12 protein-coding genes are annotated in these 14,765 nt (G+C 33.1%); 9 read left to right on the top strand and 3 right to left on the bottom strand.

All coding sequences use genetic code 11. The features are described 5' to 3' along the window. The first annotated feature begins 1 nt into the window (after position 1). From ACZDYH_RS13045 to ACZDYH_RS13020, 6 genes are all read left to right on the top strand, one after another. Positions 2-1,513 carry an ABC transporter permease/substrate-binding protein gene (locus ACZDYH_RS13045; protein ID WP_000181014.1) on the top strand — a complete coding sequence of 504 codons (1,512 nt, stop codon included), beginning with the start codon at positions 2-4 and terminating at the stop codon, positions 1,511-1,513. Positions 1,514-1,726: 213 nt separating this feature from the next. Further along, complete coding sequence (locus ACZDYH_RS13040; protein WP_000129444.1) at positions 1,727-3,154, top strand: basic amino acid/polyamine antiporter; 1,428 nt, start codon at positions 1,727-1,729, stop codon at positions 3,152-3,154. Positions 3,155-3,231: 77 nt separating this feature from the next. Continuing rightward, positions 3,232-3,492 carry a hypothetical protein gene (locus ACZDYH_RS13035; RefSeq protein WP_000391445.1) on the top strand — a complete coding sequence of 87 codons (261 nt, stop codon included), beginning with the start codon at positions 3,232-3,234 and terminating at the stop codon, positions 3,490-3,492. A 105-nt stretch (positions 3,493-3,597) separates the two neighbouring features. Continuing rightward, positions 3,598-5,415 (top strand): AAA family ATPase, encoded by a 1,818-nt coding sequence (locus ACZDYH_RS13030; RefSeq protein WP_000766187.1) that lies wholly within the window; start codon positions 3,598-3,600, stop codon positions 5,413-5,415. Beyond that, positions 5,405-7,255, top strand: a complete 1,851-nt coding sequence (locus tag ACZDYH_RS13025) for a hypothetical protein (protein WP_001178729.1) — start codon at positions 5,405-5,407, stop codon at positions 7,253-7,255. The genes ACZDYH_RS13030 and ACZDYH_RS13025 overlap by 11 nt, the downstream gene beginning before the upstream one ends. Positions 7,256-7,534: 279 nt before the next feature. Then, the gene (locus ACZDYH_RS13020) at positions 7,535-8,131 is read left to right on the top strand and encodes a hypothetical protein (protein ID WP_000487796.1); all 597 of its coding nucleotides are present in this window, start codon (positions 7,535-7,537) and stop codon (positions 8,129-8,131) included. 96 nt (positions 8,132-8,227) lie between these two features. On the opposite strand, the gene racA is transcribed toward ACZDYH_RS13020, so the two are convergent. Further along, positions 8,228-8,770, bottom strand: a complete 543-nt coding sequence (racA, locus tag ACZDYH_RS13015) for a chromosome-anchoring protein RacA (RefSeq protein WP_000456023.1) — start codon at positions 8,768-8,770, stop codon at positions 8,228-8,230. Positions 8,771-9,128: 358 nt separating this feature from the next. Between racA and ACZDYH_RS13010 the strand changes: the two genes are divergently transcribed. Further along, positions 9,129-10,484 (top strand): hemolysin family protein, encoded by a 1,356-nt coding sequence (locus ACZDYH_RS13010; RefSeq protein WP_000356254.1) that lies wholly within the window; start codon positions 9,129-9,131, stop codon positions 10,482-10,484. Between the two features lie 132 nt (positions 10,485-10,616). Further along, the gene (locus ACZDYH_RS13005) at positions 10,617-12,041 is read left to right on the top strand and encodes an aldehyde dehydrogenase family protein (RefSeq protein WP_211478060.1); all 1,425 of its coding nucleotides are present in this window, start codon (positions 10,617-10,619) and stop codon (positions 12,039-12,041) included. Between the two features lie 102 nt (positions 12,042-12,143). Here ACZDYH_RS13005 and ACZDYH_RS13000 read toward each other — a convergent pair whose 3' ends face one another. After that, positions 12,144-12,536: a YueI family protein gene (locus tag ACZDYH_RS13000; RefSeq protein WP_000247558.1), complete on the bottom strand. Its 393-nt coding sequence runs from the start codon at positions 12,534-12,536 to the stop codon at positions 12,144-12,146. A 236-nt stretch (positions 12,537-12,772) separates the two neighbouring features. Between ACZDYH_RS13000 and ACZDYH_RS12995 the strand changes: the two genes are divergently transcribed. Next, the gene (locus tag ACZDYH_RS12995; protein ID WP_000425086.1) at positions 12,773-13,906 is read left to right on the top strand and encodes a BA2291 family sporulation histidine kinase; all 1,134 of its coding nucleotides are present in this window, start codon (positions 12,773-12,775) and stop codon (positions 13,904-13,906) included. Between the two features lie 33 nt (positions 13,907-13,939). Here ACZDYH_RS12995 and ACZDYH_RS12990 read toward each other — a convergent pair whose 3' ends face one another. After that, entirely contained in the window at positions 13,940-14,689 is a 750-nt protein-coding gene (locus tag ACZDYH_RS12990; protein ID WP_000083284.1) for a DUF4397 domain-containing protein, read from the bottom strand. Positions 14,690-14,765 lie beyond the last annotated feature (76 nt).

Genomic DNA, 14,765 nt, shown 5'->3' with positions numbered 1-14,765 from the left:
AGTGACTAATTTTATACAAACGTTCCAAGAACGAAAAATAGAATTACTAACTGCATTAAGTGAGCATTTACAAATATCGCTTATTTCATTATTTTTTGCAGTAATTATAGCGGTGCCACTTGGCATCTTATTAACAAGAAAAGAACGAATGGCTGAATTTATAATAGGAACTTCTGCAGTAATGCAGACAGTGCCATCACTTGCATTACTCGGACTATTAATTCCATTAGTAGGAATCGGAAAACTTCCAGCGATTATCGCATTAGTTGTGTATGCACTATTACCTATTTTACGAAATACATATACAGGAATAAGGGAATTAGATGAATCTCTAATAGAAGCCGCGAAAGCTATGGGGATGAATAGTTGGAGAAGATTGTGGAAGGTAGAACTTCCTCTTGCATTGCCTATCATTATGGCCGGTATTCGTACAGCGATGGTATTAATTGTTGGAACGGCTACATTAGCAGCTCTCATTGGTGCTGGTGGGCTCGGTAAGCTTATACTATTAGGTATAGATCGAAATGATCATGCACTTATCATTTTAGGGGCCGTACCAGCCGCGTTACTCGCTTTATTCTTTGATATAGTACTTCGCATACTTGAACGACCGAAACGCTCTTCTAAGCGTGTTATATTGACGATATGTATTGTTTGTATAATGATTGCTTCTCCATTTCTTTGGAGTACAGAAAAGAAAGATATTGTTATTGCGGGCAAACTTGGATCAGAACCTGAAATTTTAATTCAAATGTATAAGCAGCTTATTGAACAAGATACAGATTTACACGTACAATTAAAACCAGGTCTTGGAAAAACAGCATTTGTATTTGAAGCGTTGAAATCAGGGGAAGTAGATATATATCCAGAATTTTCAGGAACAGCTTTATCTACTTTCGTGAAAGAAGAACCAAAGAGTACAAATCGTGATGAAGTATATGAGCAGGCTCGCATTGGAATGGAAAAGAAATATAATATGATTATGTTGAAGCCAATGGAGTATAACAATACATATGCACTAGCTATGCCGAAAAAAATAGCAGATCAAAAGAATATAAATACAATTTCTGATTTAGGGAATGTTGCACAGGAAGCCAAAGTAGGATTTACATTGGAATTTGCTGATCGTGAAGATGGTTATAAAGGAATGCAAAAATTATATAACTATAAGTTCTCGAATGTTAAAACGATGGAGCCGAAGCTGCGTTATAGCGCAATTGAATCTGGAGATGTTAACGTAATTGATGCATATTCAACAGATAGTGAATTGGAGCAATACGGACTGAAAGTGCTGAAAGATGATAAAGGGTTATTCCCACCTTATCAAGGAGCACCATTATTAAGAAAAGAAACGTTACAGAAATATCCTGAACTTGAAAAGGTATTAAATAAATTATCTGGAAAGATTACAGATGAAGAAATGCGAAAAATGAATTATGAAGTTAACGTAAATGGTAAAAGTAGTGAAGAAGTCGCAAAACAATTTTTACAAAAAGAGAAGTTACTTCGTTAAATTTACAAGAAATATACAAATTTATATGTTTGAAATGACCGTTCATTACAAAATGAGCGGTTTTTTTGTGCATACTTATACATTTTTTCAAAAAAGTATTCCATTTTTGCTCATTTTCTTTTAGAATAAGTAATGTTTTCCTGAAAAAATATAAGAGAAACGTCTATTAGAGAAAAAGGTGACTTTAATAGTTGAACGAACATAACACCTAGAATGACAGATGGGGTGGTACAAATAGAAAAGAAGTTAGGATTTTTTCCATTAATCGCATTAGTAGTTGGAACAATGGTTGGTGGCGGTGTTTTTAGTTTACCGCATGATTTAGCAGTAGGAGCAAACAGTGGTGCAATAATAATTGGCTGGTGTATTACAGCGATGGGAATGATTCCACTTGCGCTCGTATATCAAACGTTAGCAAGACAAAAACCGGAACTTGAAGGTGGAATTTATAGTTATGCACGTGCTGGTTTCGGTGAATATATTGGATTTAATAGTGCTTGGGGATATTGGCTAGCAGGAATCTTAGGTAATGTCGCAACAATTATGTTACTGTTTAGTACATTAGGTTATTTCTTTCCAATTTTCAAAGGAGGAAATAATGTTGCGTCTATCGTTGGGGCATCACTTTTATTATGGACACTTCATTTTTTAATTTTATTTGGAATCCGTGAAGCTTCTATTATGAATGTGATCGCAACAATAGGGAAGTTAGTTCCAATCGTTTTATTTATTGTTGTAATGGTAACAGCCTTTCGCTGGGACACATTTACACATGATTTTTGGGGAGAAGGAACGATCTCACTTTCCGCTATACTTGGTCAAGTGAAAAATACAATGCTTGTAACACTTTGGGTTTTCATTGGAGTTGAAGGAGCGGTTGTATTATCTGGAAGAGCGAAGAATAGTCGAGATGTTGGTAAGGCAACAGTATTGGGACTTATTTTAGTAATGTCCATTTATATTTTAATTTCTGTCCTGTCAATGGGAGCTATGACAAGAGGCGAACTTTCTGTGTTAGAAACTCCGTCCATGGGACATGTATTAGAGCACGTTGTTGGTCCATGGGGTGCAGTTGCGATTAACATCGGATTAGTTGCTTCACTTGTCGGTACATTAATTGGCTGGTTTTTACTTGTTTCTGAAATTTCTCATGTAGCAGGAAAAGATGGCGTATTTCCGAAAGTCTTTACGAAAACAAATAAGAAGCAAACACCGCACATGGCATTATGGATTTCAAATGGTGTTGCCCAAATTATATTTATCATCGTTTTGTTTTCGGAATCAACATATCAAATTATGTATTTCATTGCATCAACATCAATTTTATTACCATATTTATTATCAGCGTTATTCCAATTTAAATTAGTCATTACAAACGAACTAAAAGACGCTAAATTAAAAAACGGAGCGTTAGCTTTAATTGCTTCTATTTACTCTGTATGGCTTCTTTATGCAGCTGGTTTAAAGAATTTACTACTCGTTTCAATTGTGTATGGAATTGGAATTATTGTTTACACGTTTGCAAGAAAAGAACAAGGGAACCGTTGCTTTGTAGGTGCAGAGAAGTATGTGATGTGGGCAATTATTGTTGCGGCTATCACATCAATATATATGTTATTAACTGGAAATATAAAAATGTAAAAAGTCCTTTTCATTTAAAGGGCTTTTTTCTTTGTTTAGAGAATATTTACTACATAAGATATTCAGGAGGGATGAGAATGGAAGAAAAAGAACAGTTGTCTAGAATAATTGATTTAGCTAGTGAGTTAAGGAAAGTATTAGTGCAAGAATCTTTTTTTAATCATCATCCTGAACTAAGAGGAGTCATTGAAAATTTAGCAAGTTCTGTTGAAAATTTGGCGGAATTACAAATAAGTAAAGATGAAAACGCTGAAGATCGATTACGTTACGTACTTGCGAAAATGAAAATTGCTCATAATGCAATTTTACAAGAGAAAAAAGCATTTCCTTCTCATTAATATAAGTTTTTATTTTGAACCTGGCGGATAACGTCAGGTTTTTTATTTCTAGTTTTTCGTTTCTTTCATACACTAAGAATAGTATGAAAAAAGAAGGTGACTAAGGTGAAATTACATAAAGCTCTTCAGCCAAGTTTTATAAAACGAATGTACTATATGAGATTTTTAGGGAAATTTACAAAAGCTGAGAAAGAGAAGAGTGGAGAGAATTTCTTTGTACACTGCTTATCGCCAATACCATTCACTTTACAGGAACAATTTACAAATGAACCATATGTATTTGAAGGGTTATGTAGCAATAAAAAGAATGAAAAAATCTTTTCGGAATTAAAGAAGAGGAAATTAGAAAAGCAATTAGTAATGTTTCGTCTTTATTATGAAAGAGGAAATGTATACGTGGAGTTAATATGTACAGAAGAACCGAAAGAAATAGCAAGCAGCTATAAAATGATTCCGGCACCTAAAGTTACAAATCATAAAAAAAGAGAATCTTTAGAGCGAAAACTTAGCAACGGTTATTTATCATTTCTTATGCCAAAATTTCCGAAAGACTTTGAGCCTCCCGAATTATTGTGGCACGATGGAAGACTGTACGGAAACATATCCCTAAAGTCATCAATTAGCTCAATCGCCTATTTTGAACAGAAACGTGAATGTAAATATATAAACTGCAGTGACTGGACGAAGTATGTAGAAATAGCGGTAGAAGATCAATTATATTTTGTAAGTGATTATGTATATGAGCAATTAAAAAAACGAATGCATGAAGAAGGTAAGCTAGTTGAAGTAGAGGATATAAAAATACAAAAAGATGAATGGGAATGGGATGAGCGTGAATCGTCCTTTTTACAGTATGTACAAAGTATGGTGCATAATAAAGGGTTATATTTGGATGAAACGGATATTTATAATTTCCATATAAGTGTAAAAACAAATATGTTAACGATTCTTGGTGGTATACCGGGCGTTGGGAAATCACGTTTTGTGCAAACTTATGCAGAAGCATTAGGGTTACAGTATGGGGAAGAGTTGGTTTGGATTCCAATTTCGCCATCGTATCAAGAACCACATGATTTACTTGGTTACCTTCATCCAAATGGTACTTTTATTGAATCTGAAGCGAAGTTAGTTAGGACGTTAATGAAGGCGAAAGAAAATCCAAATCAACTGTATATAATCGTTTTTGATGAAATGAACATGTCTCATATTGAGCATTGGTTTACTCCGTTTCTATCTGTTCTTGAACTTGAAACAAAAAATCGTATTTTAAACTTGTATGAGGGTGTACAGGACATAGAGAATTCAATTCCATCAACAATTGAAATTGGAGAAAATATTATATTTGTAGGTACTGTAAATTTTGATGAAACAACGAAAGAGCTCTCTGATCGATTATTAGACCGAACGAACCTAATAACGTTACAGAAAATTCCGTTTTGTGAGATGGGCATGGAACAGGGGAAAGTCGTATTACATCCACCTTTGAAAGTAACGGCGGGAGAATTTCGGATAAATTGGATGAGAAATAAAGCGATGATTGAAGTGTTTTCTGAAGAAGAATTAGAGCTATTAGATAAGTTGCATGTCGTATTGTCATCACATGACGCGTCTAAGGGAATTTCTTTCCGATGTGCAAATGCAATTGCGACTTATTTGCAAAACATACCGTTTCAAAATAACCATACCTATATGATTAGTAGAGAAGAGGGGTTTGATTTACAAATAAAGCAGCGTGTATTGACGAAAATCAGAGGGACCGAAATGATGGTTGGGCCTTTACTTTCTGAAGAAGCAAAAAGGGGGGCGACCTTAGTACCTCTTTTGCAATCTACACTTGCAAACAGAGTATCTACATTTGAACACTCTTTAGCATATATACGAGAAAAACGTAGAGAACTGGAGTTGTATGGATATGCAAAATGAAGGGCGTTATGAAACAAAAATCGTTGATACGAATGAAACGCTCCCTTTTGTATTAAAGTTAATCATTGGAAATGAGGGGAAAGGAGATTATATTTTATTAAATCGTCTTTGTACATCTACTACAGCATTAGTTCAATGTATTTATAAAGTACAAGAATTAAAACCAATAAGATTGCAGTACAATTATGAAATCCCAATGAATATTACTTTTATATGGAATAAAGTATATGAGGGACAGAAAAATATAAAAGAGGCTCAATATGAAATAAATGAAAAAAAACAAAGAGTATTAATATATGAACACGGGAAAACAGAATTCTTTTATCCATGGCGCTGTGGTCTATACCATTTTGAAGTGCGTATAGAAGATACAACGTATTATGGCGCATTTCAAATCGTACCGAAAAACTTTTTTGATGATCAATTTGAAATGATTCAAGACTATGTGAAGTCAATTTTAAATGAGTTGATTTTGGATAGAGGTTACTATAAAAAAACCTTCTCTGCACTTAGCGATATTGAGGATTCTTCTTATTTAGTGTTACTTAGAAAGTTACCGCAAAAAATGAAAATGATAAAGCAAATCTTTAAGAAAATAGAATCAAGCTCAAAATTTATAAATGAATATAAATGGGAAGGAAAAGAGCGAAAGCCAACAAGAAAAGGAACTATAGTGGCAGAACGAAAACCTTATGCCAAACATTATAATCGTAAGTTTATGGAACAAAAAAATAGTAAGGAAAATGCATTTCTTAAATATAAAGCGATGCAATTTTATCATTATTTAATTGAAGCTAAAAGTTTTTTACGTCAAACAATTGAAATATTAGAAAGAGAAAAAAAGAAAAAATCAGAAGAGTTTCAAGCTGTAAAAACGATTATACAAACAATTGAGCGTAATGGATCAGTAACCGATAGAGAGAAGCAAAAATATAAAAATATACATTTACTAAAAGAAGCCGATTTACGAAAGAGCTCAATGAAAATACAAGAATATAAAATATTGGCGCATATTGTGCATGAAAATGTACAATACTTTCAAATGTTAATGCACTCTTCATTTTGGAGGGAAGTTACTGAAACAAGTAACATGAACTTACATGATTTACCGATACCACATCAACAATTACTACATCATTTAGAAGTACTCCCGCAATATACGGATCAATCTCCATCATTATTATTTGTTTATAAGCCAACGTTTTTAGTGTATGAATATTACGCTTTTTTTATCGTTATTTCACTTTTAGAGCAAATTGGTTTTGAGGCTAGAAACTCCATACGTGAACAAATACAAGAACATTTTTATGTAGATGGATTACAAGATGGAACGACAGTAGTTTTAGAACGAGATGATATAAAGGTGCATGTCGCATTTAATGACTTAATTGAAACACATCCTCTTATTGCATTAAGTAAAGGTAGTAATTTTTACAATGGTGAGGATACGAAGAAGCCAGATATTCGCTTAGACTGTTATGTAAAAGAAGATGGGAAATACGTATATAAATCTTCTATTATTATTGAAGTGAAGTATAGTCCAATGTACAATATTTTTCAGCACGTCGGAAATACGAAAGCAACTGAGCAAATGTATAAGTACTGGTCTATAAAGTATGTAGAAGAACAGGATGGAAAGCGAGTCTATTATCGAAGGTCAATTTATGAAGTCATTTGTGTATATCCAGGAAGCCATATGCATAGTAAAAAAATTGAGTCTGGATGCGGTGTTTTCTTGCAGTTATATCCATATAAGACGAAACAAGGGGAAGAGAAATTAGCTGGAAAACATGGGATGGTACAAATTTTTGAAAAATGGCTAAAAAGCATTAAGAAGTAAAAGAAATCCTTTTTCATAAAGGATTTCTTTAGATTAAGAAGAATTATATGCTGTATGGAAAGAAACGCAGTGTAATTTAGATTTGAAAAGTGCTACAAATGTGTTATTAAAAGGAATGTGAGCGCGGGATAAAAGTCGATTAAATTGGAATCTAATTCATTTTGCAGAATATAATAAGTCATAAATATTTTTAGTTGCATACGAAGATTTGTTCTTATATGATAGATAGTGAAAGCGTTATCAAAAAAAACAGAGCGGCGATGGGAAAGGCGGTTAAATATGTTCCAGCGTGTTCAAACAAAGGAAGAACATTTTGGGTTCGAGCAACTATGGGGAGATTTTTGTGAAGAAAGAAACTTAATGTTCGTAGAACGTAATTTAAATCCATCACGATTTTTATTAATAGAAGATGAACATCCTATTGGTACAGTAGAATGTATTAAGTATACGGTACCTGAACAATCGAATTCTGAGTTTTTCTATCCGTTTTCTAAAAATGATTTAGTAAAAGATTTGAAGAATGTATATGAAATAGGCAAGTTAAGTATTTCGAAAACGTCTCGTGGAAGAGGACATTTCAAAAGGCTAACAGCTATTTTATTTATACATGCGTTAGAAACAAAAGCTGAATGGTACATTGCAGCAGTAACAAAAAGAATGTATATGTATTTACTTACACTTGGTTTTCCAATTGAACCAATAGATAATCCTTTTCAGTTTCATGATACTTTACAAGGTGTACCAGTAAGAATTCATGCTCGAAAAGGGGTTACGCATTTGTATTCTTTAAAAGAATTTCGTGATGTGATTCAAGGGAATGCTCATGCACAGGCATTAATTACAGAATACAGTAAAAATATTATGTTAACGAAATAAAGCGAAGTGAATATGTATAATAAAGAGAATAATATTTGTATAGGATATAACTCTTCATTAAAAAAGACCCTTATTATTTTAATAAGGGTCTAAAAATTATAATCCAAATATACTAAAAATCATTTTGCGGCGCTTCGGTTTCTTTTCTCGTTCATATGTTGGTTTTGAATCCGGAGTAATATAAATGGGTTCTTCTTTCGTTAGGGCAGCTTCTAACTTTTGAATTCGCTCTAACATTTCCTCCATTTCACGACGGTGTTGTAAAAGTTGGTACGTGACGACATCATTTGCCTTATCTTGCATTTGTTCTTCCATTCGATCAAGTCTTCTCGTAATAGTGTTTAATTGATTAGCTAATTGCTCAAAATCATTCGATGATATGTTTTGAACAATTGTATTAACTTGAGTTTTTAATTCCTCAACTTCATTTGAGGAAGCCTTTTGAGTAGATTGAGAATTTTGAGATTGCTCTATTTGAAATCGATGGTGTTCTAACATTTGATCGACATCCTCTTGTGTGAAAATAAAGTGGCCATATTTGTTTTTCTCTATCGTAAGATTTAATTGTTGCGCGATCCGGACAACAGCCTTTGGGCTAACACCTAATTTCTTTGCGATAAATGGTGTTTTATATTCCAAAATAATCCCCCCTATATATATCCTGTTGAATGATTTCGAGCTATGAAGTAAGTTCCCTTCTAGTGCGACAAAAGAAGTGTGGAATCGGCAAAGAAAGTGTTTTTTCACGAAATTGAGTTGAGGAGAATAGTTCTTTTAAATAAAAATGTCTTATCGTAACATTTAGAATAATTTGACGAGTGTAAATGAATTAGATTATCATAATGATAAATATCTTTTTTATGTATGCATATAATATATAAAAAGGTGGTTGCTAATGTAGAATTTTGTTAGAGTATTAGAATGCTTACTTCACTTGAATAAAATTAAGTAGGAGGTGGCTTCCTTGCTTACAAAGTAAGTAAGTAAGGAAAAGTATTTGGACATATATAGTATAAGTATAGTGATTGTTTTAATTGCCTTAACGGCATTTTTCGTTGCAGCAGAATTTGCAATTGTTAAAGTGAGAAGTTCAAGAATTGACTATTTAATTGCAGAAGGAAATAATCGTGCAACATCGGTCAAAACAGTCATTACAAACTTAGACGAATATTTATCTGCTTGTCAGTTAGGAATTACTGTTACAGCTTTAGGAATTGGGTGGTTTGGTAAACCTGCGTTAAAGCAAATGTTTGATACGCTTTTTGCAAATTGGAATATCTCTACTCAACTAGCAGACATTTTTGCTGTAACTTTAGTATTTTTGTTAATTACTTTTTTACATGTTGTAATAGGGGAATTGGCCCCAAAAACATTTGCAATTCAAAAATCTGAACAAGTGAGTTTGCTTGTTTCTAAGCCGTTAATTTTCTTTTATCGTATTGCATTCCCATTCATTTGGCTATTAAATGGTTCAGCTCGAATCATTACGAAGCTGCTAGGGCTGAAACCGCCGAAGGGGCATGATGAGGTTCATTCAGAAGAAGAATTACGGTTGTTAGTTTCAGAAAGTTATAAAAATGGTGAGATTAATCAATCTGAATATAAATATGTAAATAAAATTTTTGAATTTGATGATCGGATTGCAAAAGAAATAATGGTACCTCGAACTGAAATGAATATTATAAGTAAAGAAATGCCTGCTGAAGAAGCTTTGCAAAAAATGTCTCGCGAAAAATATACAAGGTATCCAGTTGTTGATGGCGACAAAGACCACGTAATAGGTTTTGTGAATTTTAAAGATATTTTTACTGAGTTTGTACAACATAAAGCTGTTAATAAGAAGACAGTAGAGCAATATGTGAGACCAATTATTTTAGTTATCGATTCTATTCCAATTCATGATTTGTTTTTAAAAATGCAAAAAGAAAGAACACATATTGCTATATTGATAGATGAATATGGTGGGACATCTGGACTTGTTACTGTTGAAGATATTTTGGAAGAAATTGTTGGAGATATTCAGGATGAGTTTGATACGGATGAGCAGCCAGAAATTCAAAAGGTTAGTGAAACGAAGACGATACTAGAGGGAAAAGTACTTGTTAGTGAAGTGAATACGTTATTTGGTTTAGGGATTGATGATGATGGTGTTGATACAATCGGTGGTTGGATTTTAACGAAGAATATAGAGATTGCTGAAGAGGATTCCATTGAAATTGAAAATTATAAGTTTTGTGTGAAAGAATTAGATGGACATTATATAAAAAGATTAGAAGTTACAAAGATAGTAGAATCGATTGTTATTTTAGAAGATGAAAAACAAATTTCGTTACAAGAGCAAATTAGCTCGTAAACTCTGCTATATAGCAGAGTTTTTTTGAGCATAATGTTTTTTGAGGGATAGGGGGTATGATACAATGACATAAGTTGAACCTTTCACTAGGTGAAGTATTGTTGTATACATATATTTGGAAGGAGAAGAAGTATGAAAAAGCATTTATATATAAACGGAAGTTGGAAATCTGTAAACACGTATAAACCATTATACGCACCATATTCTGAAGAAACATTAGCGGAAATTGCACAAGGAACGGAAGAAGATGTAAAAGAGGCTGTTACTGCTGCAAAAAATGCAATGACAAAAATGAATACATTATCTGCATATGATCGTGCGACTATTTTAGAGAAAGTTGCACAAAAAATGGATGAAAGAAGAGAAGAATTTGCAGAGATTATTGCAAAAGAAGCTGCAAAACCAATACGTGCTGCAAGGGGAGAAGTAGATCGTACTGTTCAAACGTACAAATTTGCAGCTGAAGAAGCGAAGCGTATATATGGTGAGACATTGCCATTAGACGCCGCACCTGGTGCAGATGGGCGTATTGCATATACAATCCGAAAGCCGATTGGGGTTATAGGGGCTATTACACCATTTAATTTCCCATTAAATTTAGTAGCGCATAAAGTTGGACCAGCAATCGCTGCCGGAAATACAGTTGTATTAAAGCCAGCTGATCAAACGCCATTATCATCTTATGCATTAGTTGAGTTATTTGAAGAGGCAGGATTGCCAAATGGAGCTTTAAATATCATTTCTGGCCCTGGCCCCACGGTTGGTGAGGCAATCGTCAAAAATGATTACGTTGCTTCTATTACTTTTACCGGAAGTCCAAAAGTTGGAATCGGAATAAAACAAAAGGCTGGGCTAAAACGAGTTACGTTAGAACTAGGCTCAAATGCTGCTGTTATTATTGATGAAGATGTAGAGTTAACAGATGAAATAATTGAACGTGTAAAATGGGGAGCATTTGTTAATAATGGGCAAGTTTGTATTTCAGTACAACGTGTTTTTGTACATGAAACGAAAATACATGAATTTCTCTCAAAGCTAAAGAAAGCGATGGAATCAGTTGTTGTTGGTGATCCATTGCTTGAGGAAACGGATGTATCAGCTTTAATTTCAAAAAAAGATGTAGAGCGAATTGATATGTGGGTTCAAGAAGCAATTAAGGAAGGAGCAACTGTTTTATGTGGTGGTAAGAAGCAGGATGCAAGAATTTTTGAACCGACTGTATTAACAAATGTTCCAGATCATGTATCTGTGCAGTGCCAAGAAGTATTCGGTCCACTCATGACAGTAAATACATTTAAAGAATTTGATGAAGCGATTGAGCAAGTAAATAATTCGCGTTACGGCTTACAGGCAGGAGTATTTACAAATAATTTATTTAAAGCAATGCGTGCAATTGATGAGCTAGAGGTTGGTGGTGTCATGATTAATGATATTCCAACGTTCAGAGTAGATCATATGCCTTATGGTGGTGTGAAAGAAAGTGGCACGGGACGCGAAGGAATTAAATATGCAATAGAAGAAATGACAGAAATGAAATTAGTATGTATTAAAAAATAAAGTGGAAAAACTTAAAACTTGCACTAAAAAACGAGTAGGAAATGTTTACGATTCCATACTCGTTTTTTACGCTTCTAGTAACTATTTAATTAAGTGTAACTTTTACTTCATTTCTTGTTTGAAAATAGTATCTTCTACATAAATTTGTTCTTTATCTATAGCAGTAGCATGAGTTAATACTAAACCGATTGGTGTTTTTGTATCTTTATTTTGAACAATTGTAAAAGGAACATTTTTTTCGTTTGCTAATTTAATGTATTTTGATAAATGTGGGTAAGCAATGCCACCATTTAGGAGGAGTTGTAATGATTGAGAAGAGCGCATGCTACCCGCCACTTCAGAGTATACATTACTTTGCATTACTTGACCGATTGTTAAAGCGATTTCCACACGCTCACGTAATGTAGTTAAATACATATTACGTTCTTCTGGTTTGTTTTGCTTTTGGCCGTAAATGCCTTCTTGGAGATAATCTTCCACATTTTTATTTACCATATTTTTCACACCTTTCATTTTCTATTGTACGCAAGAAGTAAAAATGATGCAAAAAAAAGTCGTTTTGACTACGGAAATAATGAAAATATGTGAAGGAAAAAGGGGATTTGTATACAATTAGTTAAATAAGAAAGAAAAAATAATTTTATCAACAGAAATTAACAAAATGTGACAAAAATCTATTAACGAATCGTATTTTTTGTGTTAATATTCAAAATATAAAGGGTATTCGTCGTATGGAAATGGAGGGAATGGAGGTTTTTCCAATCGATAAGGATATTAAAGAAATATTTTGTTCACACTTGAAAAACAATAGGCACCAATTCGTAGAGAACTGGAAAAACAAAATGATAATTTCCGAAAAAGATCCATTTAAACTAGAAGTAGTTCAAAATGGAGAGGATTTACTAGAGTTAATTATCGAACTTACTATGGAAGATAAAGATATAAATTATCTTCAACCGTTATGTGAGAAAATTGCTATTGAACGTGCTGGAGCAGATGCGAATATTGGAGATTTTGTTTATAACGCAAACGTGGGAAGAAATGAACTTTTCGAAGCGATGTGTGAATTAGATGTTAGCGCTCGTGAATTGAAACCAATTATGGCAAAAATACATACTTGTTTTGACAAATTAATTTATTATACCGTTTTAAAATACTCGGAAATTATATCGAAGAATTTAGAGGAAAAACAGCAATATATTAACGAAACACATAAAGAAAGGCTGACGATTTTAGGGCAAATGTCAGCTAGTTTTGTACATGAATTTCGTAATCCGCTTACTTCCATTATGGGGTTTGTTAAATTATTAAAGGCGGATCATCCGAGTTTATCGTATTTAGATATTATTTCTCATGAATTAGATCAATTAAATTTTCGTATTTCGCAATTTTTACTCGTATCGAAAAAAGAAATGTGGAATGAATCGGAACGGTTTTGGCTTAATGACTTGTTTCAAGACATTATACAATTCTTATATCCGAGTTTGGTCAATGCGAATGTTTTGATTGAAAAGAATTTACCGTATCCAATTCCGCTTGTTGGTTATCGGAGTGAAGTGAGACAAGTATTTTTAAACATATTAATGAATTCAATTGATGCTCTTGAATCAATGAAAGAAGAACGAAAAATTATCATTGATGTATTTGAAGAAGATCAAGCTATTCGAATTGTGATAAAAAATAATGGACCAATGATTCCAGCTGAAAATGTAGAAACGATTTTTGAACCATTTGTAACTACTAAAAAGTTAGGAACTGGTATTGGATTATTTGTATGTAAACAAATTGTGGAAAAACATAATGGATCCATTATGTGTCGATCAGATAACGATTGGACAGAATTTCAAATTGCATTTCAAAAATAAACAGTCTACACCAAATGAATGGTGTAGACTGTTTTAATTTGTGAGTATAACGGCTTCTAATTTAGGATCTTTAGTTGAATAACCTACTATTGAAATTGTATAAATAACATTTGGTTCAACATTGAATTTTGGTATAGTCAATAAAACGTTTTTATTATCTGCGAGTGAAATTTCAATATCTGCTGTACCAGGGCTAACTTGCAAAAAATCTGTTATTTGTTTAAAGAGTACATTTTCAAATAAATGATCCCCATCTTTTAAATCTACGTTTACAACAGGGGTATCTGGAGAGAAATGTGCAAACCGTATTTTGGCTTGACCAGCTGGTAAATGTGTATTATCAAGTATAGGCTGTAATTGTAGGTGATTATCACTATTTATTGCAGCAAGAGTATAAGTATGATTTCCCATTATTGGTACCAACGCTGAAAAGATTGGAGTTTCATTTCCGACAGGAACAATATCTATACGGTATTTACCTTGCACTAATGATAAATAAGGGCTGAATTGCTTAAATGAAATATTTTTAATAACCTTTTGTCCGTTTACTAAAATGTCAACCGCTGGTATATTTGGATCGGCATGAAAAATTCTTATATGTGACGGTAAAGCAGCTTCTTGTGAGTCTCTTGTTTCATACGCCTGTACAAGTTTTGATAGTGCATCGTAATATTTCATATATAATTCTATATATTTTTTAGGATTACGAAACTGATAGTAACGTGCGAGTTGTTCGTATTGTGTAACTTCTTGTCCATATTTTTCGATTTCAGATTGAGACATGAACATTCCTCCTTTGTCATCATTAAAACTATATGCGAAGCAAGAAAGCGGTTATGCAAAAAAAATGATTTTATAA

This window comes from Bacillus sp. EB V-12 (genome assembly GCF_056158125.1).
This window is presented reverse-complemented; position numbering and strand designations above follow the sequence as displayed.

Coding starts and splice junctions, on each gene's coding strand:
- ACZDYH_RS13020 (WP_000487796.1), top strand. CDS start 7,535: ATGTTCCAGCGTGTTCAAACAAAGGAAGAACATTTTGGGTTCGAGCAA.
- ACZDYH_RS13035 (WP_000391445.1), top strand. CDS start 3,232: ATGGAAGAAAAAGAACAGTTGTCTAGAATAATTGATTTAGCTAGTGAG.
- ACZDYH_RS13025 (WP_001178729.1), top strand. CDS start 5,405: ATGCAAAATGAAGGGCGTTATGAAACAAAAATCGTTGATACGAATGAA.
- ACZDYH_RS12990 (WP_000083284.1), bottom strand. CDS start 14,689: ATGTCTCAATCTGAAATCGAAAAATATGGACAAGAAGTTACACAATAC.
- ACZDYH_RS12995 (WP_000425086.1), top strand. CDS start 12,773: ATGGAAATGGAGGGAATGGAGGTTTTTCCAATCGATAAGGATATTAAA.
- ACZDYH_RS13040 (WP_000129444.1), top strand. CDS start 1,727: ATGACAGATGGGGTGGTACAAATAGAAAAGAAGTTAGGATTTTTTCCA.
- ACZDYH_RS13005 (WP_211478060.1), top strand. CDS start 10,617: ATGAAAAAGCATTTATATATAAACGGAAGTTGGAAATCTGTAAACACG.
- ACZDYH_RS13000 (WP_000247558.1), bottom strand. CDS start 12,536: ATGGTAAATAAAAATGTGGAAGATTATCTCCAAGAAGGCATTTACGGC.